Annotated in this window: 16 protein-coding genes and 1 pseudogene; 15 read left to right on the top strand and 2 right to left on the bottom strand. The window is 49.1% G+C overall.

The window, feature by feature from the left end; genetic code table 11:
- Window positions 1–315: 315 nt before the first annotated feature.
- The 4 genes from ACFQ0N_RS07195 to ACFQ0N_RS07180 all read left to right on the top strand — a co-directional run bounded on the left by ACFQ0N_RS07195 (window position 316) and on the right by ACFQ0N_RS07180 (window position 3,823).
- Window positions 316–1,110, top strand: coding sequence for a Cof-type HAD-IIB family hydrolase (locus ACFQ0N_RS07195; RefSeq protein WP_379324354.1), 795 nt, complete (start codon window positions 316–318; stop codon window positions 1,108–1,110).
- A gap of 226 nt (window positions 1,111–1,336) precedes the next feature.
- Window positions 1,337–2,038 carry an HAD family hydrolase gene (locus tag ACFQ0N_RS07190; protein ID WP_379324352.1) on the top strand — a complete coding sequence of 234 codons (702 nt, stop codon included), beginning with the start codon at window positions 1,337–1,339 and terminating at the stop codon, window positions 2,036–2,038.
- A gap of 306 nt (window positions 2,039–2,344) precedes the next feature.
- Window positions 2,345–3,322 carry a phosphotransferase enzyme family protein gene (locus ACFQ0N_RS07185; protein ID WP_379324350.1) on the top strand — a complete coding sequence of 326 codons (978 nt, stop codon included), beginning with the start codon at window positions 2,345–2,347 and terminating at the stop codon, window positions 3,320–3,322.
- A gap of 405 nt (window positions 3,323–3,727) precedes the next feature.
- Entirely contained in the window at window positions 3,728–3,823 is a 96-nt protein-coding gene (locus ACFQ0N_RS07180) for an AraC family transcriptional regulator (protein ID WP_379325367.1), read from the top strand.
- A gap of 287 nt (window positions 3,824–4,110) precedes the next feature.
- Here the strand turns inward: ACFQ0N_RS07180 and ACFQ0N_RS07175 are convergent, their stop codons facing one another.
- On the bottom strand, window positions 4,111–5,151 hold the full coding sequence (locus tag ACFQ0N_RS07175) for a LacI family DNA-binding transcriptional regulator (RefSeq protein ID WP_379324348.1): 1,041 nt from the start codon (window positions 5,149–5,151) through the stop codon (window positions 4,111–4,113).
- 463 nt (window positions 5,152–5,614) lie between these two features.
- On the opposite strand from ACFQ0N_RS07175, the gene ACFQ0N_RS07170 reads away from it, so the two are divergent.
- The 8 genes and pseudogenes from ACFQ0N_RS07170 to ACFQ0N_RS07135 all read left to right on the top strand — a co-directional run.
- Window positions 5,615–7,087, top strand: coding sequence for an ABC transporter substrate-binding protein (locus ACFQ0N_RS07170; RefSeq protein ID WP_379324346.1), 1,473 nt, complete (start codon window positions 5,615–5,617; stop codon window positions 7,085–7,087).
- 78 nt (window positions 7,088–7,165) lie between these two features.
- Window positions 7,166–8,050: a carbohydrate ABC transporter permease gene (locus ACFQ0N_RS07165; protein WP_379324344.1), complete on the top strand. Its 885-nt coding sequence runs from the start codon at window positions 7,166–7,168 to the stop codon at window positions 8,048–8,050.
- A 5-nt stretch (window positions 8,051–8,055) separates the two neighbouring features.
- A complete protein-coding gene (locus tag ACFQ0N_RS07160; RefSeq protein ID WP_379324342.1) occupies window positions 8,056–8,877 on the top strand; it encodes a carbohydrate ABC transporter permease in 822 nt (273 codons plus the stop codon).
- Window positions 8,878–8,901: 24 nt separating this feature from the next.
- On the top strand, window positions 8,902–11,583 hold the full coding sequence (locus tag ACFQ0N_RS07155; protein WP_379324340.1) for an alpha-mannosidase: 2,682 nt from the start codon (window positions 8,902–8,904) through the stop codon (window positions 11,581–11,583).
- A gap of 171 nt (window positions 11,584–11,754) precedes the next feature.
- Window positions 11,755–17,217 (top strand): S-layer homology domain-containing protein, encoded by a 5,463-nt coding sequence (locus ACFQ0N_RS07150; protein WP_379324338.1) that lies wholly within the window; start codon window positions 11,755–11,757, stop codon window positions 17,215–17,217.
- Window positions 17,218–17,350: 133 nt separating this feature from the next.
- A complete protein-coding gene (locus tag ACFQ0N_RS07145; RefSeq protein ID WP_379324336.1) occupies window positions 17,351–17,731 on the top strand; it encodes a hypothetical protein in 381 nt (126 codons plus the stop codon).
- A 28-nt stretch (window positions 17,732–17,759) separates the two neighbouring features.
- Window positions 17,760–19,283 (top strand): right-handed parallel beta-helix repeat-containing protein, encoded by a 1,524-nt coding sequence (locus ACFQ0N_RS07140; protein ID WP_379324334.1) that lies wholly within the window; start codon window positions 17,760–17,762, stop codon window positions 19,281–19,283.
- Between the two features lie 288 nt (window positions 19,284–19,571).
- A pseudogene (locus tag ACFQ0N_RS07135) lies at window positions 19,572–19,907 on the top strand (GNAT family N-acetyltransferase); the annotation flags it as partial.
- Between the two features lie 210 nt (window positions 19,908–20,117).
- On the opposite strand, the gene ACFQ0N_RS07130 reads toward ACFQ0N_RS07135, so the two are convergent.
- Window positions 20,118–21,365, bottom strand: coding sequence for an IS110 family RNA-guided transposase (locus ACFQ0N_RS07130; RefSeq protein ID WP_379324332.1), 1,248 nt, complete (start codon window positions 21,363–21,365; stop codon window positions 20,118–20,120).
- Between the two features lie 299 nt (window positions 21,366–21,664).
- On the opposite strand from ACFQ0N_RS07130, the gene ACFQ0N_RS07125 reads away from it, so the two are divergent.
- The 3 genes from ACFQ0N_RS07125 to ACFQ0N_RS07115 all read left to right on the top strand — a co-directional run bounded on the left by ACFQ0N_RS07125 (window position 21,665) and on the right by ACFQ0N_RS07115 (window position 24,451).
- Window positions 21,665–22,372, top strand: coding sequence for a DNA alkylation repair protein (locus tag ACFQ0N_RS07125; protein WP_379324330.1), 708 nt, complete (start codon window positions 21,665–21,667; stop codon window positions 22,370–22,372).
- Between the two features lie 332 nt (window positions 22,373–22,704).
- Window positions 22,705–23,076 carry a BlaI/MecI/CopY family transcriptional regulator gene (locus ACFQ0N_RS07120; protein ID WP_379324328.1) on the top strand — a complete coding sequence of 124 codons (372 nt, stop codon included), beginning with the start codon at window positions 22,705–22,707 and terminating at the stop codon, window positions 23,074–23,076.
- A 1-nt stretch (window position 23,077) separates the two neighbouring features.
- Entirely contained in the window at window positions 23,078–24,451 is a 1,374-nt protein-coding gene (locus ACFQ0N_RS07115) for a M56 family metallopeptidase (RefSeq protein WP_379324326.1), read from the top strand.
- The last annotated feature ends 304 nt before the right edge of the window (window positions 24,452–24,755 follow it).

Here is a 24,755-nt window from a genome sequence, read left to right as displayed (position 1 = left end):
GGCCCCCGGTATGGATCAGCGGCCTTTTCTTCACCTAACGAACAGTTTAGTGCAAAAGGAAGTTCGATGTAGATTGATAATTCAGTAACACCAAAAGGAGAGCCCATGACAAATCTAACTTTAAAAGAATTGCAGCAACTTATAAAAAATAAGGATTTTAAACCAGAACTTAAACATGCAAAGAAGCCATTAATAGAGAAAATACAGAAACGGCTAAACGGGCAGATTAATTCAATAGTGAGTCTACCATCTCTTCTAGTCTTAGGTTATTATTGGAAGAATAGTAATCAGTTTATTCTTGTGGGGGGGATATAGATGTCTAAAATACAGGCAATTGTTTTGGACTTGGACGGAACCTTACTCAGCAGCGACAAAACCATTTCTCTTAGGAATTATCAGGCTGCGAAAAAATGTTATGATTCAGGTATTCATATTATTGTTGCTACGGCGCGCCCACCTAGGTCAGCAAATCAATTTGTGAAGAATTTTCCTTTTGTAGACTATATGGTTTACTACAATGGTGCTTTAGTAACATGCGAGTCCAAGAAAACTAAGCGGCACATTAGTATTCCTATGGAGATCAGCCAGCAAATTAACAAATTTATCGAGTTACGTGTACCTCAATCGATAATTTCATACGAGTTTAATGACTCATGGTATACGTGTAGACCAGTTCCTGACTCTCAGTGTGCCCAATTTGGTATCCGTCCGAATGATCCGAAACCACAAGTTGTTGATAAAGATTTTATTAGCTCACTCTCCCCGACCAAAATATTGGTTCTAGGTTGCAGCACATGGAAGGATATTATAGAGCAATTCGGCGACTATGTGAACGTAATCGCAACCGATGGAGGGGTATTGGTTCAAATCATGCAAAAATCAGCCTCAAAGGAAGAAGCCGTGCAATGGGTGCTTAATGATATCGGGGTGAATTCAGAAAATGTAATGGTATTCGGGGATGACTTTAACGATTTAGGATTATTCCAAATGTGCGGATTTCCGATCGCAATGGAGAACGCGATAATTGAACTAAAAAATTGTGCAGCCCACGTAACCGATTCAAATGATAACGATGGTGTTGCTGTTGCAATTGAGGGATTTGTGATGTAATCACTTGCTGATAATGATTCAACAAACGAGCTACGATAGTACAACGACAACAGGCTACCGTAACGAATGGCAGCCTGTTGAACTAACGGACAGTTTTACGCGGGGGGCCAGAATGGTATAAGTTTACACTCATGCTTTAATGTGATAATATATTAGAGTGATAAAGCGTGTTTGTGTTGAGTTCAGCAAGAAAGCTCAATTCATTTGATTTCTAGGAGGAAGAGTTATGGCTATTAAAGCAGTATTCTTGGATTTCTATGGCACACTTGTTCATGAGGATGACGAAATTATCCCTATTATTTGTGAAAATATAAGATCGTCATCAGAAACAATCTGTGAGATCAAAGAGGTTGGGGACTTTTGGTGGAAGGTATTCTCGGCAGCATTCCGCAAGAGTTATGGTGATACTTTTCAAACACAGCGAAGCCTGGGCATTTCCTCGCTCTCAGAGACCATACAGAACTACAATTCAAGTTGTATAGCGGAAGACATTATACAGATCCAATTCGACCATTGGCAAAGACCTAAAATTTTCGAGGACACAAAACCATTTATTCAATCGTTGCATGGACTAAAGACACTTATCCTCTCCAATATAGATACCAGTGATATTAATGAAGCAATAAAATATCATGATATCCAGGTTAATAATGTGATAACCAGTGAGGACGTTAAGTCCTACAAACCTAATCCAGAGCTATTTCAGGAAGCGATACGAAGATTTAATTTAAATCCAAACGAAGTTATTCATATTGGTGATTCTATAATAAGTGATGTGAGTGGGGCACAGAATGTGGGGATCAGAGCGATTTGGTTGAATAGGCTTAATAAAAAAAAGCCTGAAGGCATAATCCCGGACTACATATGCAAGGACTTGTTTGAAGTGAGGAATGTTTTGAACAATTTATTACGCTACGGGGAACTATAGCTCAATAAGCAACCAGAACGAGGCTGTCGGTATGGATCGGCAGCCTCGTTGTTAACTAAAGAAATAATACCGGCACAAATTATGTGTCGGTTTACCAATAATGCCAATAGAAGATGCGAAGATAAATCCCCAAAAAAGCCATAGATACATAATATTCTATAAAAAATTTCAACATAAGTCTATTACTTTTTTTGAATAAATTGTATGTTATCTAAGCGACCTCGACGCTAATACGGTAAGGGAGATTAAACCATAGAGCTTATTATCGGGGATGGTCAAATTGAGTATGCTAAGGAGTGACATTCCATGGATTATACGAAGTGTTTTAAGGAAGTTATACTTAAATATTCTTTTATCGACCCTTTCGTGGAATTTATTCGTCATAATGAAAACATTACATATAAGGTAACGGAAAAGAGGTCAGGAGATACGTACTTGATGCGAATGCATAAACCAATCACAAAAAACATGCAGGGTGTACAGAACATGCGTGAGGCGATTCAATCGGAATTAGAATTTTTATTAGCTTGGTCGTCTCATTCCGAATTACCTGTTCAAATCCCTTTTGCGAATCTAAACGGCGAACTAGTAACAAGTGTTGTCATTGAATGTGAAGAAGTGTATTGTTCCGTCTTAAAATGGGTTTTCGGGGAAACCATGTCCAAGAAAGATTTCACCAGCGAGGGAATGGTCAGTACCTTAGGGAAGCACATTGCATATTTACATCAGTTTTCGCGGAGTTTTAAACATAGTTCAAGTTTTATAAGACCCGAATATGGGGTAGAGTGGATAAATACCATGTTAACTCAATTGCGATCAGGCGAAGAAATGGGTATTATCACCATCAGGGAATTTCAAATTCTTGAAAATGCATTTTCGTTGGTAACTGATCGTATGAAAGGGTTGAGCAAAACATTCGAGACATGGGGATTCATCCATGCCGATATTCACAATAGCAACTTAATCCGCGTATCAAGAGGGATTTCATTCATTGACTTCGGTTTATCGGGGTTTGGATATTACGCAATGGACGTCGCCATGGGTGCCCTATTTACTAAAAAAGAATTACGGGATGATCTGCTTTCCGGCTACACTAATATTATTCCTGGAAGAATAGACATTGCGCAGTTAGAGGACTTCATGTTTTTGGCGATATGCGGATACTACGCATTTCTGGTAAGTAGAAAAGAAAAGCATGAGTGGATACGTGAACATATACCAGGTCTGATTGAACATCTTTGTGATCCTTTTCTTGAAGGCAAAACGGTTTTTTACAATATTTGATTGTTCAGATGGAGGGAGAGATTTTCATGATTTCACTTCGTAATATCACTTTAAAAAATCGACGCGAGGTATTCAGGTTAAAGTTTCAAATGTAACTCCCGTTTTGTTGCATCCAATCTCTCAAGTGTTCCTTCATGTTATGTTCTTGGTACCAACGGAGAAGGCCCACTTCCCTTTGGCATTTTTGCTGATAAGCAGATGGTAGGTTTTAATAGCCGAAAACATTGTTGCTAAAAAGCTCTATGAAAGTTTTGGCTTTCGTAGTGTGATGCACCTCCAGCTTTAAGAAGCCGGAGACGGGTTGTCAGGTCGCATCGCCCATGATTTCCTCGTATAGCTGATCAAACTCCGCTTTTGTCCCGTTTTTGATGTAATGGCCGAGAAGTTCGATTTTTTTGATCACAAATCGCCGAAAAGGCGGGCTACGACTCGGCCTTGTCGTTCATCCGTTTTTTCAAAAAACAAATGAATATGACGCCGCAGGAGTATAGGAATTTGTAAGGATAAACGTTTCGTCATCTTTATGGTGATTAATCCACCAGTAAATGTTTATTTGGAGCAGCTAGTTCTGCGAACACTGCACTGGATATCATATGAAGAGTATGCTTCCCTGTTGCTTATGTATCTACCGTAGAGATGGGGGAGGACACCACGACTATTTTTACGTTTTCCAAGGAAGATAATAAGTGGAAGATTGAAGATATCGATTAACAAAGAGAGGAGATCGTGTACTGCACGGCCTCCTCTCCATATCGCGAAGCGGTCTCTGCTGCCAAGGATACAAATACTTATTCATCCGCTTGTACGGATGATCGGACGAAAGAGCATGTTTGTCCTTCTACGAGGCGAACCTCAAGCACCTTGGACAGGTTCTCGGTTTCGCCGTCGAGGATCAGCCGCACCAGATGATCGGCCGCGATATCTCCCAGTTTATCGAATTGAGTATCGATATGCGTGAGCTTGCAGGGGAAAATATTGCCCCACCCCGTCTGGACGCCGCTAATTATCGACAAATCCTCCGGAATACTCAAGCCCAGTTCATCTGCCGCCTTCTTTACCCCTACCGCCAGCAGGTCGTCCGCCGTGAAAATCGCGGTAGGCCGCTCCTCCGACTGCAGAAGCCTCAAAGCTTCCATATAACCGGAGTCCAGAGTGAGATCCGTCTCCGCTTCCATAATATTCAGCTTGGAAGGATGATTGCCGACAGCGGCGGTCACTCCTTGATGGAGATCAGCAGAAAGCGTCATATTGGCCGGTCCGTTCAAAAAACCAATCCGGACGTGTCCGAACTGCGTCAAATGCTCAATCGCCAGAACTCCCGCCTGTACGTTATCCACATCCACGTAATTGATCTGCTTGGAAGCGATCCCCGGGCGGCCTACGATAATGAATGGAATTTTCTCCGAGAGGAGAAAAATAAGCTCATCGTTTGTGACCGATGGACAGGTCAAGACCAAGCCTCCAACCTGCCGCTCCTTATACAGCTTGACGAAGAGGCGGCTGGAATCCGCTCGGGGAAGCGAAGTGAACAGCTGCATGACAAAGTCGTGATGAGAGCAATATTGACAGATCGAGGAGGACAACGAGGAAAAAAACAGGTTTTGCTTCACTTGATCTGCCGAGAAAGGCATGAACAACCCGATAGATTTCACCCTCTTGTTAGCCAGGAACCGGGCCGTTATATTTGGATGGTAGTCGAGAATCTGAATCGCCCGCTGCACCTTCTCCAGCGTATTCTTGTTCAAGAGATCGGGATCATTGATTGCCCGGGATACGGTCTGCCGCGAAACACCCGCAAGCTTGGCCACATCGTTAATGGTATTAGCCATCTATGCTAAACTCCTATCAATTATGAGATCGTGAACATTTATATAATCATTTTGAAAACATTAATTTAAGATTACCCTTGAATAATAAGAAAAACAAGCAATTTTTTAAAATATCCATTTTATTGTTACCGTTCACATTGAAAAAACGCGTCAGAACAGGGGGAAACGGACAATTGCACGCCAGGAAGCAAATAATGTGAACGGTAACAAGGTAATGAAAAGAGAGTGGAAATTAAAGAATAGTCAGTCTTTTTCTTTAATAATTCCTTTAATATTGGCAAAGACCACTAAGCAAAAGATTAAAATTGTTTGTTGACAACGTTTCCAATATTGATTATGATCAAAACGAAATGTGAACGTTCACATGATTCATTAAGTATGGGAGGTCATGAGCGGACAATAAGGGGGGTTATAAGGAAATCCGGAGGTAATACCACATTCAAATTTGGAGGCTTTATCAAACATGAGAAAAACATCGATATGGACGCTGGTTTTGATTCTGGTTGCTGTTACGCTGTCGGCCTGCGGCAATAACTCGGGTGGGGATAAAGAGAAAGCAGCGCCTGCCGCTGCAAACTCCGGCACTCCAGGCAAGAGCGGGGAGGCAACGAGCCTTTCACAGGATCCGGTCGCGTTCACCATTTTGCACAATCAGGGCGAATACGCTTGGCCGGCTTATCAGACGATCACAGACAGCTTTAATCAGGAGACGGGCAATACCTCTGAACTGAAATATATTCCGGCACAGGAGCTGGAAAATTGGCTTCAGGCTCAATTCGTTGCCAACTCCGAGCCGGAGATTATCAGCGGAACGGGGAAGTTCGCGGATTACTTCAAGAATGGCTGGATTGTCGACATGCTTCCCTATATTGAGGAAATAAGCCCTTATACGAACAAACCCTGGAAGGATTCGTTTCTGCCGGGTCTGATCGAATCCGCAATCGACCGGACGGATGCCGAAAATCCTCATCTGTACGGTATTCCGAACCAGGTTGTTACCACTAATCTTTATTATAACAAGGAAATCTTCAGCCAGATTGGCGTTTCGGAGCCGCCGGCTACCGTTTCCGAGTTTTTCGAAGTCTTGAAGAAAGCGAAGGAAGCCGGATTCATTCCGTTCAGCATTCAGAACTCTGTGGATTGGAATCTGGGCTGGATCGCGACGGATCTCTTCAACTACCTGTGGAGACCGAAATTGCCGGAGCTCGATTTGAACCAGTCAGGCAAGATTGAGATGAACGAATGGGCAATTGCCGTGATGCAGGACAAGGTTACCAAAGACAGCCCTGAGCTTAAGGAATACTTGCGCTTCATGAAGGAACTGGCGCCTTATCTCAATGAAGGCTTCAACAGTGCCAGCTGGGAATTCGAAGGCATTTTCAACGACGGCAAGTCGGCGATGACGATCAACGGCAGCTGGTACCCGAACCAGCATCAGCAAGGCGGTTTCAAGGTTGACTATGGCATCGCGCCTATGCCTTACCTGGACAAAGGCTATTCTCCGAAATTCGGACAAGATGTGCGTTACAAATATAAAATCGGTTCAGCTCCGAGTTACGCGATCACTCGCGCCGCGGTTAAGAAGAAAGCGGACGGCCAGGCCGTTCAGTTCCTGCAGTACATGACAGCTCCTGAGGGGGGCGCCAAAGTGCTGGCGGAGCAATTAAATCTCATTCCGGTTGTACAGGGCGTGGAAGTGCCGGAAATCTTAAAGCCGATTATGGACTCGTTCGGAAACGATCAGCAGTTGGTTTTCAATGCGAATGAATTTTCAGCGGAGCAGAAGGACAAATGGTTCAAGAATCAGCAGAAGTATCTCGTTGGCAAGATGACGGCAGACGAGTTTCTGAATGAATTCGGCAAGGATTTGAAGAAGTATGCGACCGAAGCGATTAAAAATCATCCTGAATGGAACGCAGAGCAGTATCTGAAATAAAGCGGTCATCCGGCTGCACCGGCTGGGGCGCACCGTTCCGCCGGATTCTTTGTTTAAAGGTGCTGGAGAGGAGCTATCATGGGAAAAAATATTCGGTACATCTACATTTATGCATGCCTGCTCCCGAGCTTTGCATTTGTCGGACTTTTTTTAATGTATCCCGCAATTGAAGCGTTTCGGATTTCGTTCCTGGACTGGAGTACAACCAACTACCTGCACCCGCGATTCAGCGGGCTGGACAATTATGTTCAAGTGCTGCAAGACCCGGTTTTCAGACAAAGCTTTCTGATTCTGTTGGCCTTTCTGAGCTGGCATGTCATCGTGCTGCAGGGCGCATCTATTCTTGGAGCGTACTTCATTAATTATTTGGGCAATACGGGACTGGCCGGTTTTTTCAAAGTGACGTTTACCATTCCGATGGTGCTGCCGGGAATGGTCACTACGCTGTTCTGGCTATTCTTCTATGAACCGGGCAATGGAATGCTGAATTATGTGCTGGGCGCCCTCGGACTTGAGCACTGGCAGATGATCTGGCTGGGCGAGAACCAGCTGACGGCTATGGCCGCAATTATGATGAAGGGTTTTCCCTGGGTTAGCGGACTTGGATTTCTCATCTATCTGGCAGGGTTTCAGAATATCGACGAATCATTAAGAGAAGCGGCCCGCATCGACGGAGCCTCCTCCTGGAGGATCTTCTGGTCGGTGGATATGAAGCTGATTCTGCCGCAAATCCGGTTGACGACGATCCTCGTTCTGATCGGAGGAACGCAGCAGTTCAACGACCAACTCATTATGACCAAGGGCGGACCGGGCTACGATACGACGGTGCCGGGACTATATATGTTTAACAATGCCTTTACTTACGGGAAGCTTGGCACCGGAGCGGCGGTTGGCGTGATTCTGTTCGTGCTTACGATGGCTTTGACTTTCCTGAATATGAAGTTTATGCGTGAGAGGGGGTAACGGCTATGGCTCGTAGGGGATTATCCCGGATGATCGTCGTGTTCATTCTGTCCGTGCTGCTTTTTTTTACCTTGTTCCCCTTGTATTTCATGGTCATAACGGCATTCAAAACAAACTTTCAGCTTACCGTGAACTACTTCGGAATACCTTTGGAGCCGCATGCGGAGTTTTTTACGGATGCCTTCTCAAAGATCTGGGTTTATATTCAGAACTCGGTCGTCATTTCCGGCACAACCGTAATCGGCGTTCTGGTGGTATCCAGCTTAAGCGCCTATGTGTTTGCGAGGTTTGAATTCCCTCTAAAGCGCTTCTTGTTCGGCATGCTGCTCGCTTTCCTTATGATTCCGGGGATTTTGACGCTTGTGCCGCAGTTCGTGCTCATTACGAAGCTGGACCTGGTCAATAGCCCATGGGCGGCCATTTTGCCCTATATCGCGGGTGGCCAGCTGGTTGTAATTTTTGTATTCCGCACTTTTTTTGAGGAAATCCCCAAGGAATTGATTGAAAGCATCCGGATGGACGGCGGGAACGAGCTGGTTACGTTTTTTCGCCTGGTGCTGCCGCTGGCTATTCCGATTTTCCTGTCGATGGGGCTAGTGAATATTTTATCGACCTGGAACGATTTCATCTGGCCGCTCCTGGTGCTCTCGGATCAGGAGAAAATGACGGTAACCGTCGGGCTGTACCGGTTCATGGATCCGCAGCAAATCATCTATGGTTCGGTATTCTCGGGCATGACCATCGCTTCAATTCCATTAATGCTGCTTTTCGCTTTTACGATGAGATATTTCGTGCAGGGCATGACATCCGGAGCGGTAAAAGCATAACGTATGAGGAGGTTTTAAATCATCATGAGTCGTTACAAACAAATTCATTTGGTTCCCCATACACACTGGGACCGGGAATGGTACTTGCCTTTCGAGACTTTCCGTTTCCGCCTGGTCGGCTTGGTTGACCGGCTGCTGAAGACGATGGAGGAAGACGGGGAATACCGTTTTCACCTGGACGGACAGTCCATTATTTTGGAGGATTACCTGGAAATCCGACCGGAGCGCAGGCCGGATATTGAGAGATTCGTCCGTAACGGACAATTGACGATCGGTCCTTGGTACGTCTTGATGGACGAATACCTGGTCAGCGGAGAATCGATGATCCGCAACCTGGAGGAAGGCAAGCGAATCGGGGAGACGTTCGGTCCTGTCATGCAGGTCGGTTACTTGCCGGATACGTTCGGGCATATCGCCCAGATGCCGCAGATTCTCAAGCAATTCGGGCTGGAGTATGCGGTTGTATGGAGGGGGCTCAACGGTACGCCCGAGCAGGTGCCGACGGAATTCGAGTGGGAAGCGCCTAGCGGAGACCGGCTAAGAACCATCCATTTGCCTTATAAGTATGGTTATACAAGTGCCATGAGTCTGCCGGACAATCCTGAGGAGGCCATGGAAAAGCTTAACGGGCTCATCGCCGATATCGGTCCGCATTCTTTGTCCGGCCATGTGCTGCTGATGAACGGGTTTGATCATATGGAACCACAGCCGCATATATCTGCTCTCGTGGCGCATTGGAACAAATCCAGCGGAATGGCACCCATGAAGATTTCTTCCATTCCTGATTTTTTGGCGGAAAGCATGGGGGCGATGATGGAGCTGCCCAGGCTTAGCGGAGAGTTCCGCCGCACAAGCCACACGCCAGGAGGCGTCATCAATTCTATACTTCCAGGCGTGCTGTCTTCCAGAGTTTATTTGAAGCAGCAGAACGCCCGGGCCCAAAATGTGATGGAGAAGTGGGCCGAGCCGCTGGAAGCTCTGTCGCTTTGCCTGCATGGCGAGCATCACCCTGCATTTGTGCGGCAAGCCTGGAAGTACATTTTGCAGAATCATCCTCACGACAGCATTTGTGGCTGCAGTATCGACGAGGTTCACAGCGAGATGGAAACCCGCTTTCTCAAAGCCGGACAGATCGGGGAGCAGCTGATCGTCGAGGCACTGGAGCAGCTCGCCGGCGGGATCGACCGCTCGTGGATCGAGCAGGGCTGCGTACCCGTGTTTTTGTTCAACTCCCTGCCTTGGCGCAGGGATGCGCTGGCGGAAATCGAGCTGGATATGGACGAGAATACCTTCTATCGTTCCGTCCATATTAAGGATCAAGCCGGGGTGCAGTATGACGCGGAGATTGTCTCGGTTTCCAGGGTATGCCCGATCGAGACCTATTCGGCCAGATATCCGCTCAGCAGGGGAGAGACAAACCGGCACAAAATCATTGTCCGCATGAAAAATATGCCGGCTATGGGATATAAGCTGGTTTCGGCAAAACTGAACACATTTCCTCTGCTAACCGGGCTGCCGATTCAGCCACCGTCTGCAGCCATCGAGAACGAATATGTGAGGATAACGGCGGAAGCGGACGGCGCGTTGACATGGACCGATCTGGCGACTGGGGAATGCTACAGCGGGCTTCACCGGTTTGAGGACGGGGGCGATGTCGGCGACGAGTATTCGTATTCCCAGCCGCTGCTGGATGAACGATACATAGGAAGCACATTGAAGAACGTCAGTGTGAAAGTTGACAACTGCGGCTGGCAGTCCATGAAGCTGCATTACGAGCTGCTGCTTCCGAGATCCGCGGCGGAACAGGCGAAGAGGCGGAGCGAGGATTTCGTGACGCTGGACGTCACGGTGGAATTGACGCTGGCCGAATCGGACAGAACCGCCAGCTTCCGCACAACCGTCAATAACACAGCCAGGGATCACCGTCTGCGCCTGCTGTTTCCATTAAAGAAAGGGAATCGGCCGGTGCAGGCCGGAGGCCATTTCGACCTTTCCGCGCGGGAAGAAGACATCCGCCAGCCGTCTGAAGAGGTATGGGTGGAGAATGAGCCGACGACGTTTCCTTTCCGGCATTTCCTGTATGCCGACCATGCGGACAACCGGGTCATCTTCCACGCGACCGGACTTCATGAATATGAATGGATTCCATCCCGCCACCGGGAAGGGGAAGGAACGCTTGCCATCACCTTGTTCCGCAGCGTATCTCATTTGGGCGGAGGGGACCGCGGGATGACGACTTCAAACCGGCCGGGTCCGGGGCTGCTGGCCGAGGGAGGCCAATGCCTGAGAGTGATGACGTTTGAGTACGGCTTAACGATCGGAGACAGAGCTGCCTTACAATCGCCTTGGCGGATTGCGGATGAGCGGGAGATATCCGTGCGCAGCCGGGTACTGACTGCAGAGCCTGTCCCGGATCGTCCGCTTCCTGGTGCATGCAGCTGGCTGGAGTTGGATACGCCCGCCTTTCATGCGACAAGCCTTAGGCCCGCGGTTGACGGTGAAGGCAGCATCGAATTCCGGGTTGTGAACCTCGCGGAAGAGGTAACGGAGGGCCAAGTAATCCTTCGTCTTCCCATCCAGACCGCGCATGAGACAGGTTTGAACGGTGCAGTTGGAAGAGAGCTGGAGCTGCAGGTAAAGGGCGGCGAACATCGCCTGACCGTGATCTTGGGGCCGAAGGAAATCAAAACGATCCGCTTGAAATAAAATCGCAATCGGGCGCCGGTACCGGCCTGTGAACGCAGAAATGCCGAATCCATCTGCGTTAATCGGGCCGGGCCGGTTCAAGGCCGGGCGGCTTGTTGCTCCCGTTTTAAACAGGTTTTGTAAGCGTTATCAAATTTCGAATGAGATTCAAAAAACAAAGGAGTGTGCAACATGTCGACGAGGGTCAGAGGTATATTTCCCTTCTTTGTAGTGGTTGCGATGTTATGGACTACGATAAGTGCGGCCTATGGAAGGGAAGCTGGCGCAGCAGGGAGCCCGACAGGAGCCAAGAAGGCCGAGCAGTCCCACTGGGCATCCGAAACAATACAGACATGGCTGGATTACGGGCTGGTCAAAGGCTATGCCGACGGCTCGTTCAAGCCAAATCAGCCGATTATCCGGGCGGAATTCATCGCTCTGCTGAACCGTGTCTTCAAGTATGCGGAAGCGCCGGAAGTGTTGATGGCCGATGTGCCCTCCGGGGCCTGGTATCGGGACGATCTGCTGAAAGCGGTGGGGGCCGGCATCCTTCAGGGCGACGGCAAAGGTTACTATCGGCCCATGAGTCCGATCAGCAGACAAGAGGCCGCGGTCGTGCTGGCCAAAGCTTATGAGGCGGAGGCATCGGATAAAGAAGCTTACCGGCAATTCAAGGATGCCGGCTCGATTGCGGGCTGGGCGGCGGAAGCCATCAGCGCTTTGACGGAGCGGAAAGCAATTTCCGGCATGCCTTCTGGCGACTTCGCGCCCAATAGGCCGCTGACCCGTGCGGAAGCGTTGACGATGGCGGACAGGTTGATGGGAAGGCTGCTGCAATCGTCCGGCTCCTATTCCGAAGACGCTAACGGCAATCTCGTTGTGAACGCTGCGGGTGTGACACTGCGGGATATGACGGTGACCGGGGATTTGTACCTCGCTCCGGGCATCGGCAATGGCGATGTGACGCTTGACGGCGTCACAGTAAAGGGGAATGTCTATGTCAACGGCGGCGGAGATATCCGGCTGATCCATTCCATCCTTGCGGCGCTCGTCGTAAACAAGCGGGATCAAAAAATCCGAATTGTAGCGGAGGGCGGCTCGGTGATCGGGATAACCCGTCTGTTCTCGGGAGCGAAGCTGGAGGGCAATTTCGAATACATCACAGTAGAGGGCAGCGGCTTGTCGGTTCAACTGCTGGGAGGGATTATCGGCAAGCTTGTCATTCTTAAAGGAGGGGCCTCTGCGAGAATCAATCTGGGCACAGGGGTCAAAATAACCAGCTTCAGAGCTGATGCTAAGGCTGCGGTAACGGGCGAAGGGACCATTGCAGAAGCGTGGATATATGCGAACGGAGTGACTTTCGGGAAAGCGCCGGATAAGATCTTCGTAGCTAATGGCGTGGTGTTCGGCGAGGGAGGATCTGCTCCCGGTGCGGGGAATGGAACCGGAACGAACCCCGGAACGGATCCGGGAACGGGCCCTGGTAATCCGTCAGGCCAGGAGCGCGTATCCGCGATTGTGTTCGGACAACCCGCGGATGAACAGGCGGTTAATCTGACTGTGCTAGGAAGCTCAGGGAGCGATGCGATTGACACAAAGGTTGGCGAGCTGACAAATACGTATCCGGTCAGATATATGGAAGGCAAGCAAGCGGAAATTTCTTTCGAGCTGGATAATCCCGTTCCTGGTCAAGCACTGACGCTGGAGCTGGAGGAAATCCACACCCGGGCAGACGAAATATTGGCCTACTCCATCCTTGTTAATGGACAAGAAGTGTATTTCAGAACGTATGAGGAAGCCTCCGAAGGTCCGAATCATTACTTCGTCGAAGTAGCCGCGTCAATTGCGGGCAGCCACGGCAAAATCAGCGTTACGCTGCGCAATTATAGCGAGACGCGCGTGAATTTCAGCAGGCTGTGGGCGTACCGCGATTTCAGCCAACTGCTCGCCAGCGAGGATGTCGGCAGGAAGATGACGGTTGGCCTGTTTCAGCCCGCACTGAAGTGGGATGACTATGCTGCGGATTTGCAGCTTGTCCGGCAGATCAAGAATGAATACGCCGGCATGCAGATGTACAAGCCGGGACTCGGCTTCGACATCCTGTATATGCACTGGAATGAGGAGGAGCTCCACAGGCGCTTGGATTACTTGATGAACCTCTCCAGGGATGCGGATCTTCCCATACATCTCAGCATCAACTCCTGGTGGGGAGGTACGCCAAGCGGGCCGGATGGAAAAGGCGGCCAGTGGACCGACATCCCATATAATCAGATTGTATACGATCCGCTCAATGCGGATGGCAGAGGCAACTGGAAGCTGTCCACGCCGAATCTATGGTCCAACACGCCCTGGTTGTCCATGAACAACGAGCACTACAACCAAGTGCGCGCGAACAAGGTCAAGGGCATTGCGCAATATATTTCCGAGCGGACGGCGGAGATGACAGCCGGTGGAGACCACATTCCCGCCGTCGTTATTTTCACCGAGAACGAGCCTTTGTATTGGCCTTATTACGCCTTTAACGCATCGCCGGAAGCAGGTGGAGACTTCAGCCCGGAGACGATTGCCGCCGCTGCCCGGGACGGAGTCGTCCTGAACCCGGAAGACGGCTTGTCCAGTGAAGAGAAGCTGTGGATGTTCAACAATCTGACGACCTACATCTCTACGGTTTCCCGGGCGATTGCCAAGGGATACGGCTATAATGCCATTGTCGTTAACGAAGGGGAGATTGTTTACCCGGACAGCCAGCTTGTGGAGAATGCTTATACGCATATGTTCCCGACGCCGAATTATCCGAATTGGGATGAAAAAAGAGCGGGCTGGGAAACGCATATGGTGAACGATATCCGCTATGGAGCGGAATGGGCCGGAGATCTGGACCGCCGCTACCTTGATTACATTGTCGCGCGGGGCAAATATGCGGACGTGAACGCGGAGCGGAGCAGCATTTACAATATGAATACACTGAAGCAGGCTTACATGTACGGAGCCGATCACGTTACCTTGTACAATTATCAGGCGGGCGATCGCCAGCTGATTGATGCGGTTGACGGACAGCACAACGCAGTCGTTGCTGTTCCCGCTTATGATCAATCGCTTATGGCTTATAATTTCAAAGCCGGGGATTCGCTGGCACGGAACGAAATCCTTGTCGATGCCAGCGGTGTCCGCCGGGACGTGTTGACGGAGAAATATGTGGCGACTGCGGATAACGGAACGGCCTCGGGAGGCCATTTAACCTTCAAGATCGATAACGGCGGTGCGGCATTGGCTTCCGGGCTAAAAGTCCGGGTAGAGGGCCGCGCGCTCAGCGAGCTTAACGCGGACAACCGGGTCGAGGTATGGGCCGGCGCGGACGAGGGCAGCCTGACGCTTGCCACGACACTGAAAAACTTCAGCTTGGAGGATGTTGATGTCAGCGATTTTATCAACCGAAACGCTGACGTTGCCTATGTGCAGTTGAAGCTCTTCTCTCCCGGGCTGCCTGAGAGCTTATATAGCTGGACGTCGGTCTGGGGCTTCAAAGCCTACGTGCCGTGGGACAAAGCTAGCGGACAATCGGACGGTTCCGCCTACACCATCGATCAGATGAGAGAAAGGAATCTCTGGGTCAGCTACCGGGCGGATGTCGAGCGGCTGCTTGACATTTACCAGAGCAAATCCGGCGAAGACGCTGCCTATGCGTCCATCCGGAGGCTATACCAGGCGGCACAATATCGAACGGCTTACGACCAGCTTACCAAAGAGCTCTCGCAGACGCTGCCTGCCAAGTATACCGTCAAGGGCGGCGGCAAGCTGGGCAAATACCCAATCGAGCTTGAACTTGCGGACAGCGGTAAAATCGTGGATGTCGTGCTTTATGAAGCTGGCGATAGGGTGCGACTTCAATTGTCAGCAAAAGAAAACCTGGAGGCGGCCGTCACCTTGTCGGGGCTAGCCAGCGGCGAGTATTACAAAGCCGTGCGCGGGAGCGACGGAGTCTATACGCTCAGCCGGACGACGGCGGGCGATCCGCTATCGGTGAAGGCAGCCGGCGGCAAAGCCGGGTTCGATCTGACGGGCGACGTCGCCAGCGTCAAGCTTTATCCGAATTCGTTCGAAGCCGCATATGTAAGCAAGAACAAGGACAACAACAAACCCGCGCCGAAGGGTTATCTCTACCTGCAGTCACAGGACCCGGCAATCGGCGAATATGTGAACTTCGTGCAGGTAAAGCTGGCTGATGACGCAATCATTGCCCGCGGCGCCGACGGCGCAGGTGATGCGGAAATGGAGGAGGTACCGCTTGAGATGCTTAACGACGGTGAACTGCTCCGGATTACGATGAACGATAACAATGAAGCCGTCCGAATTTATGCCTATTACGGTCAAATTTATGGGACGATTACGGACATCCAGCCGATTTCCATACGGGGCGAGCTCCGCAATGCCGCCATTGAAATCGACGGGCAGCATCGATTCGAAATCGGGGCGGACGCCGTATTCGAAACGCCGAAAGCAACGGGCGGCAATATTCTTACCGCCGATACCGACGATTTGGGCTTCGAGCTCGGGGACAAGGTAACGGTCACGTACAGTCCCTATACATATGAGGGCAGCCCGGTCCGGGTGCTGAAAATCACCGAGGTCTATGATACCCTCATCTCGGAATCCTTTGAGACGGAGGACGGCGACTGGAAAAGCAGAGCCTTCACCGCCGACAATATTCGCATCGTGCCGCTAGACGCCAATTATTCCGTCAAGGTAGCCAGACCGGATAACATCACACAACCGGGTGTCTTGGTGTGGAAACTGGCCAGCGGAACGCCGTTTACCGATCTGGCCATTGAATACAGCGGCAGGGCGATAATGGGCAATCCGGACGCGCAAAGCGTGAAATGGTATGTCAGCGTGGATCAGGAGCAATGGACAGAGGTTGGCAGGATCGAACCGGGCGGCGATGAGAACAACTTTACACTTATACGGTCCATCCCGCTTCATGACGAGATCGCTAACCTTACGACACTGTACGTCAAATGTGAAATCCGGACGACACAGAACGATACTTGGGCCAGCTTAAATGATGTTAAGATCAAGAAGAAAGCGGCGGCCCGTGAGCTTGACTCCGCAGCAATCACTCTGCAGGACGGCGCGTTGTTCACCGGACAGAATATTCCAATCGAGATCAGCGCCTTGTATGACAACGGCGACCCGGTGTACCTGAAGGAAGCCAAGGTCGCTTATGCAGTGGGCGACAAGGAATTGGCCGAGGTGTCCGGCGGTGTATTGAAGCTGCTGAAGCCCGGTGCGACAACCGTGCAGGCTTATGTCTCGGCAGGAGGAAAAATCGTCAAATCCAACATGTTGGCAGTGAACATCGCTTCCAATGTGCTTGGGGGATTGAACGTCTCCTTGCCGAAGCAAATGATCGGAGTGAATGAGATGCTCACCATCGACTCCAGCGCTTACAACGATCAACAGGTCACGATGGATCCGCAGCAATACACGATTAGCTATGCCAGCAGCGATGAGTCGGTAGCAGCGGTATCCTCGGCGGGAATCGTCACAGGACTGAGGCAGGGGACTGTAGAGCTTACGGTAACGGTGTCCCAGGGGGCGCTCTCCTTCGAGCGGAAAGCTGGAAATTACCGTTGCCCAGACTCGCGCCGTCTATGAGAGCCGCTACGATCAGGTAACGGCATGCGCCAATGAAACGATATGCCACACCCTGGAAGCCAATGAGACGTTTAAGGTTTCCACGGATGAGACGGTCGTTCTTGCCGATAAGGCCATGTACGGGAAGGTGGAAGTGTCCGCCGGAGTATTCGCGCCGGCCATTCGCGGCTTCTATAAGGGACTGGGAGGCGGTGACGGTACCTGGAAAATCCGCGAGCAAGCTTCCGTCATCTACAAGTTGGACAGCGTGAACGATGCCTTCCTCAGTCTAGAAGGTGATATTGCGGTCAGGGCGGGGGTGTTCGGTTCCAAGGTATCCATCTATGCAGGGGACAGCCCGGATCATGCGACCCAACTCGTTGCGGAGCTGACGGAAGGAGGGGGCCGCAAGCTGGACTTGACCCCCTATGCACAGGAATCCAAAACGGTATATGTGAAGCTGGTTATCGCTGAAACGGCTTTTGACTGGGGCGGTATCTTATCCGTAAAGTTCAGTGAGCTGACAACGAGCTAGAGGATTCGATGACAAGGAGGAACTTACAATGGATATCAAAAAGAATATTTATGTGCTTCTTAGCCTGCTCATTCTATTACCTTCTTTAAACAGTCTGATTCCGGCCAAGCCGGCTTACGCCTTCTCTCCCGCTAACATGCTGACGTACCTGCAAGCGCAAAGCATCTCCCCGGCCACGGGTCCGACGGCTGCCGTGGACAATTACGAACGCATTCAGTACAGTCTGGATCAGTACGGCGTGGCAAGGCTCGAAGACGGGGAGTTTCCCCTGTCGCAAGGATTGGTCCTGGGAGATGAGGATCTGCTGACCTCGAATCACGCAAGCTTTCCAGTTCTGAAGCTGGTCAATCCCGCCGAGTATCTGATCAAGCTGGCGGGTGACAAAGCTGTCGTAAGCTTCCTGACCTTGAATTACAATCATCAATATATTACTGGGACATATCCGTGCAAATCCGTCGTCCAGGTATGGGGAAGCGGCAATCATCTTAACAACAATCATATACTGGGCGGAGATCAGCCGCAGACGGCGAATCCGCTTTCCGAACGCGCCTTCAAAACCGTAACGGGTATTTATGTCATGGAGGCCTCCGCGCGTGGCAACGTGTTCGACAACAACAAGGTATCGAACAGCACTTACGGAGTGATTTTCGTTGCGGGAATTGCAAACACGGGCGACGCCAGCGTCATCCAGAATTCCGAAATTTTATACAACAAATGCGACGGGGTTACGCTAGCGGGTTATGGAGAAGTTGTGGGCAATTCCATTCATCACAACGGCTTCGACTGCATGAACGGATTCCTGGGCTCGCCGGCCGTGCCGATACCCGGAGCGGGGATCTATTCGATTGCCAATGCCAATGGGGCTCTTATTCAGGACAATACCATCTTTGATAATAACGGCAATGGAATCGATATTTTCCAGGCACAGCATTTCGTCATCGACGGAAATTATTCGTATAACCCCGGCAACCGGAGCTTTCCCGACGCCTCTTCCGAATATCACAGCGCGTCCTATGGCAGCGGGTTTGCCATCGCCATTGCCGATACCGCTTATTCGACCGTTATCGATAATGTTGCCGAGAACAACCGCAGCACGAATCAGGTCGGCTCGGCTTATTATTCCGACGCGATCACGAACCGCTTTTTCGCGGCCGGCGGAGCGGCGGCCTATTCGGACCTTCCGAGCGGCGCCAATCAGGTGATTGCGTTCGTGCTGGCCGAGACGAACGGAACCGCCGATCATACAGTAGGGAATGTGATCCGGAACAACGATTTTCGCGCCGGGCCCTCGGGCGGAGGGGCGGTCGGTCTTGGCTATTTCGTTTCCCGGGGCACCGGCTTCGGGCAGGTGGGGAGCACCAGCGATACTTACTGGGGCGGAGATTCGGCGAACATCTTTACGCTGAACGATCCGTTCGGGTCACATATCGGTTCGAAGAGATGCGGGGGCAATTGGTATGCTGCGGATTTGGCAGAGCCCAATGCGGATGACAGTCAGCACTATGCGCCGGTCGGCGACTGGGCGGGCAACGATTTCGCCAACCACTATTAATCGATTATTCGTCAAATCTACTAATTGGACTACCTTTACGTTTTTCAACGAAGATAATAAGTGGAAGATTGAAGATATCGATTAACAAAGAGAGGAGACCGTGCGCTGCACAGCCTCCTCTCTTTGAGATTAGAACTCAACCTTCACCATACGTATTGGATATTGAAAATGGATAAAACCTTTGGCGTTTCGTATAATGAAACTATCTTTTTATAATGAAGGGACTGAACTATGCGCAGATATCAATATTTTCAAGCCAACTATTAAAATTTGATGGAGGTAAAAATATTGATTACAGAGTTGCACACAGCACGATTACATTTGAGAAAAATGAAGGAAGCGGATTCGTCCAGTTTGTTTAAAATTTGGTCTGATCCCGATGTTACCAAGTTTATGAATGTTGATTGTTTTACGGATGAGAATCAAGCAAAAGATATGATTAAACTCCTTGATGAACTTTCTCAAGATAACAAAGCTATTCGTTTCTCCATAATTGAAATGGGATCAAATGAAATTATAGGTTCTTGCGGTTACAACTCCTTGGATTTTGAAAATGCAAAAGCAGAAATCGGCTATGACATTGCCCGAGCATTTTGGGGGAGAGGATACGCTGCAGAAGCGATTCAAAATTGATAACGGATGATGATCCAAATTAGTGCATGACAGGCAACCTGGTGCGGGGCTGCCGGTACGGAGGGTTCTTCCGATCGCTGTTAAGAAGGAAGTGATGAAGTCTGAAATCGACAGTAGAAGTTACCACCAAAGTAAATGAGCACAGCAAACAAGCCATCGAATGAATGACTTTGTGGTAAAATATGGGCATTTAGTCACTCGTTAAGTTGCAGCCGCCATAATATGATAACCCTGAGCTTGTGCCAGTCTAATCGCTTGTTCTACCGTAATTTCACGGTTTACTGGACGAACATCGGATTTTCTATACAAATCAGGGTTATATGGTTCTTTGTTCTTCAGGATATGGTAGATGGCCGTTAACAGCATTCGTGCAATGGCAATAATCGCACGTTTGTGACCTCGACGCTTTTTGAGCTGTAAGTAGCGGTTTCGAATTTCGGGATGCTTCTCGCTTTTGACCACAGCGGTAGCACACTGTACCAAAAGAGGCTTGATATAGCAGCCAGCTCTCGAAATTCTTACTGACTTCTTCTTGCCGGCACTTTCATCATTGGAAGGTGTAAGTCCTGCCCAGGAGCACAAATGCTTGGCTGTTGGGAACACGTCCATATTCACACCAATCTCTGATACCACGGCAATGGCAGAGAACAGGTTTTTCATGGACGGAACAGTCAGGATCAGTTGGATCTCTTTGGAGTAGGACTCGGCAAGAGAAAGAATAATGGTTTCCAATTCCGCTTTACGAGTTGCAAGATCTTCGTAATGCTGCTTGATCACCTTGATTTTTCCGGCCTGTTCCGGAGTAATCAAACCGTTAATGGCGAGTACCAGTTCAGGAAGCTTACTTTTCATCGAGCTATGAACTAAAGGTGCAATGTCAAATGAGGTATCCTGTGGATCGTCTAATAGCTTGTCAATGATGTTCATGGAGCTTTTGCCGAAGGTATCCGAAACCACATTTCCAAGTTGAATGTTTGAAACCGTCAAGCTGTTTTGAAGCCGATTCTTCTCACTCGACGAAAAGTTCGTCAGTTTGAAACGGTAGCGCATCAAGTCGCGCAGTTGCCGGATTGGCAAGGGAGGCATAAAGCTTCCGGCGACCAGATCGTGCTTGAACAAGTCGGCAATCCATTGAGCGTCTTTCTTGTCGGTCTTCTTGCCGCGAATGGCCTTGACGTATTTCGGATGAGCGAGCGTGATGTTGCAGGAATGCTCCAAAATGTTAAACACGGGAATCCAGTATTTCCCGGTCGATTCCATACAAACATCCTTGCAGTCATGCTCACAAAGCCACTGTGACAGCTCTTTCAGTCCTTGGGTGTAGGTTGAAAAGCGATGGCGTTTGTAAGTCGTGACGCCTTTGCTGTTGGTGGAAGCGATACAGGCCACGACGAAGGTTTTATGCACGTCGATTCCACAGCAAATGGGATAGACAATTTTTAAAGCCATACCGAGACTCCTTTCCAGTGATAGACAGAGATAGCCAGCAGGGACTGATTGCCCAGCTATAAACGAGTTGTTTACCAAAGATAAGTCTGCGTGCTCGAAGCGACACTTATTTGTGCTTGGAAAGGCAATCTACACATATAACTATGCGGTCACCCTGCAACAGAGTGGCCCACTCACCTCCACGTGATTTGTAGTGTGCTGGTATCCCTGTAACTCAAGAATACAAAAAAATGCGCTCAAAGCGAACGGATTTCATTCCGTTTTGTGCCTTGAGCGAAGCGAAAGGAATGGGTATAACTATGAATTTAGAAACGGTAATGCAGGAGCTTGAAGCGCTCGGCAAGGAACGATCCAAGAAAATGTACCAATCCAATGGCGCGCATGAACCGCTTTTTGGCGTAGCTACAGGCGCAATGAAGCCCATGGCCAAAATAATTAAAAAAAATCAACCCTTGGCTGAGCAGCTTTACGCCACAGGGAACTACGACGCCATGTACTTTGCCGGCATTATTGCGGACCCGGAAGCAATGACCGAAGCGGATTTTGACCGCTGGATAGATGGGGCTTATTTTTATATGTTGTCTGACTATGTGGTTGCCGTAACCTTGGCCGAAACCGAGATTGCACAACAAGTGGCCGACAAATGGATTGCGAGCGGCGAAGAGCTGAGAATGTCAGCAGGCTGGAGTTGTTATTGCTGGCTGTTGGGCAACCGCCCGGACCATGAATTTTCTGAAAGTAAAATTGCCGATATGCTTGAAATGGTGCAAAATACGATTCACGATTCTCCCGAGCGTACGAAATACGCGATGAATAATTTTATTTACACCGTGGCGGTATCCTATGTGCCGCTCCATGATAAGGCGGTCGAGACCGCGCAGGCAGTAGGCCCGGTAGAAGTCAACAAGGACAGCAAAAAAAGCAAGTTTCTGCTCGCTTCCGAAAATATTCAAAAGGCTGCAGATAAAGGGCAGCTTGGCTTCAAACGTAAATATGTAAGGTGCTAAATTATCGCTTTGCTCATATTTGGCGCGTCCAAGTGTGAAGCGGACATTAGAACAACAGTTTTGCTGCCGCGGCGTTAGCTGCATGGATCTGCATGGGCAAAAAGCAGCGTTTTAGTCTGTGCGCAGGCCGGCATTCGAAAGCTGCAGATAGTAGCCGCTGAACAAGAAGCACTTTTCGCATGCTGAAAGCGGGAGGTAGTGACCCATAATCGACAGAAGGCGCTGAGCGAATCGGCGTCCTTTTCAGTTTAAGCAATAGTGCTTGACTCATATATAAGACGGATGTAGAATATAAAAGTAGACAAATGTAGAAAATGGAGGTAGGATTGGGCATGTTAAAAAAACTTCCCGATGCCGAGTTCGAAATCATGAAGGTGATCTGGGACAATGATCCACCTATCACGACCAGTCTGATTATGGAGCGGTTAGGTAAAGAAAAGGAATGGAAAGCACAAACCATCATCACCTTGATGTTGCGTCTGGTGGATCGGGGGTTTCTCCGAACGGAGAAAAAAGGTAAGGAGCGTACCTATTTCCCGTTGATCAACAAGGAAGAGTATCTGAAATTTGAAACAGGCGATTTTATGGATCGATTCCATAGTAATTCCATAACCAGTTTGGTAGCTGCCCTTTACCAGGGCGACAAGTTGAATGCAGATGACCTCGACGAACTGGAAAAGTGGTTAAAAGAGATGAAGGACTAACATGCAATCTTTTATTACGCTCCTGCTTAAATGTTCGGTTTCAATGTCTGTTATCTCATTAATCTGGATGGGGCTCCTGCCTATTCTGTCCAAACGTTACGAGGCGAAGTGGTTGTACAGGATCTGTCTGCTGCTCATCATTGGCTGGATGGTTCCATTTCGTCCCGCTATGGATTTATCGTTTATATCTGTGAAAATCCCTGATTATGCTATAGTCCCTGTGCAAGTTGAACAGCAGATCGCAGGCAAAACTGCGATGGTGTTGCCAGCTGCGGGAGAGATGGCAGGAGAAGCGGCATCCAGCCCCTTTTGGTGGGTGATTTCGGCTATTTGGCTGGCGGGGTTTTCTATTTATGTGGTGACACATGGTTTGCAGCATAGGCGTTTAACCAAGGTGATACGCCGATGGAGTGAGCCTATAACTGAAGCAAAGGTGCTAGAAATAGCGGAACGGGTTAGACAGGAGTTAGACATACGTCAGCCAATAGACTTGAAAGTATGCCCGAGTGTAACGAGTCCGATGTTGATGGGTTTAAGGAAACCATTCATTGTTTTACCGTCTGAAAACATTTCTGATGATGAGCTGGCATTGATTTTGAAGCATGAATTCATTCATTTCAGCCGCCGTGATCTTTGGTACAAGGTATGCATCATGTTGGCTACGGCGTTTCATTGGTTTAATCCTGTCATTTATTTAATGGCTAAGGCGACTGCCGCACAATGTGAAATTTCCTGTGATGCACTGGTGTTGCGCGGTGCTGATTTTCAGCAAAGAAAGCAATACGGAGAAGCCATTATTGGTATGGTGCGAAAACAAGCGACGCCTCGAACAGCAATTACGACTCATTTTTACGGAGGGAAGCACGGGATGAAAACACGTATTTTTTCCATTATGGACACAAAGAAAAAGAAAGCGGGATTTATTCTGCTCTGCGTTGTTTGCATCGCAATCATTGGAACGGGCGCTGTGTTCGCCGCTCATTCGACTGCGACTCCTGCGGATGAGAATCGAGTTGAGGAGGACCGGCAAGCCATGAATACGATAATCGGTCCGATCAGTGTAAAACAAGTAATTCCCGTTGAATTGGATGCGTTACAAGTTAATGAGTTTGTGGCAGTAGGGGGACCTTTTACACTCCAGGAAGGCGACATCATTCAATATGACGTTCAGGGAGAAGGAAGCGGGCACTTAAACGCCGATCTCCGAAAAACAGCAGATCCAAGCGATGACAAAGGTTACTTGGGTGCTTCTGGACTAACGGGCAATCATTTTAGAGCCACAACTTCATTTAAAGTGAAAGCCTCTTTGGCCGGGACTTATTATTTATCAAATACAGACGAGAAGACTCCTTCCTCAAAGCGGAAGCTTAGGTAGGTGATGAATCGCCTTCGGACAAGGGTGGCAATTTTGCCATCTCAATTGTCCGACATGATTTTAAAGCAGTTTCTTTCCCATTTGAAATCGAACTGGTGTTCTGGTATAATGATAGATATGGGGGGATTGGAGATGAGTATGAATACGATTACGATCAAACTTCCTTTGTATCGGCCCACATTGGTGAAACAAGACATGTATAAAACGATGCGTTCCCACTTCTCACAAGCTAGCAATCAAGCCCTTCTATACCTACAGGAAGTCCCAGTACGTAACGCTACAGAGCTGGATCACCTGCTTCGTT

It is taken from the genome of Paenibacillus sp. GCM10027626 (assembly GCF_042676285.1).
In the GTDB taxonomy this organism is placed as follows: domain Bacteria; phylum Bacillota; class Bacilli; order Paenibacillales; family Paenibacillaceae; genus Paenibacillus_Z.
Note: the sequence above shows the minus strand (reverse complement) of the source record. Positions and strands in the feature narration are given on the sequence as shown.

Coding starts and splice junctions, on each gene's coding strand:
- ACFQ0N_RS07150 (WP_379324338.1), top strand. CDS start 11,755: ATGTCGACGAGGGTCAGAGGTATATTTCCCTTCTTTGTAGTGGTTGCG.
- ACFQ0N_RS07175 (WP_379324348.1), bottom strand. CDS start 5,151: ATGGCTAATACCATTAACGATGTGGCCAAGCTTGCGGGTGTTTCGCGG.
- ACFQ0N_RS07195 (WP_379324354.1), top strand. CDS start 316: ATGTCTAAAATACAGGCAATTGTTTTGGACTTGGACGGAACCTTACTC.
- ACFQ0N_RS07155 (WP_379324340.1), top strand. CDS start 8,902: ATGAGTCGTTACAAACAAATTCATTTGGTTCCCCATACACACTGGGAC.
- ACFQ0N_RS07190 (WP_379324352.1), top strand. CDS start 1,337: ATGGCTATTAAAGCAGTATTCTTGGATTTCTATGGCACACTTGTTCAT.
- ACFQ0N_RS07125 (WP_379324330.1), top strand. CDS start 21,665: ATGAATTTAGAAACGGTAATGCAGGAGCTTGAAGCGCTCGGCAAGGAA.
- ACFQ0N_RS07185 (WP_379324350.1), top strand. CDS start 2,345: ATGGATTATACGAAGTGTTTTAAGGAAGTTATACTTAAATATTCTTTT.
- ACFQ0N_RS07170 (WP_379324346.1), top strand. CDS start 5,615: ATGAGAAAAACATCGATATGGACGCTGGTTTTGATTCTGGTTGCTGTT.
- ACFQ0N_RS07120 (WP_379324328.1), top strand. CDS start 22,705: ATGTTAAAAAAACTTCCCGATGCCGAGTTCGAAATCATGAAGGTGATC.
- ACFQ0N_RS07115 (WP_379324326.1), top strand. CDS start 23,078: ATGCAATCTTTTATTACGCTCCTGCTTAAATGTTCGGTTTCAATGTCT.
- ACFQ0N_RS07160 (WP_379324342.1), top strand. CDS start 8,056: ATGGCTCGTAGGGGATTATCCCGGATGATCGTCGTGTTCATTCTGTCC.
- ACFQ0N_RS07140 (WP_379324334.1), top strand. CDS start 17,760: ATGGATATCAAAAAGAATATTTATGTGCTTCTTAGCCTGCTCATTCTA.
- ACFQ0N_RS07165 (WP_379324344.1), top strand. CDS start 7,166: ATGGGAAAAAATATTCGGTACATCTACATTTATGCATGCCTGCTCCCG.
- ACFQ0N_RS07130 (WP_379324332.1), bottom strand. CDS start 21,365: ATGGCTTTAAAAATTGTCTATCCCATTTGCTGTGGAATCGACGTGCAT.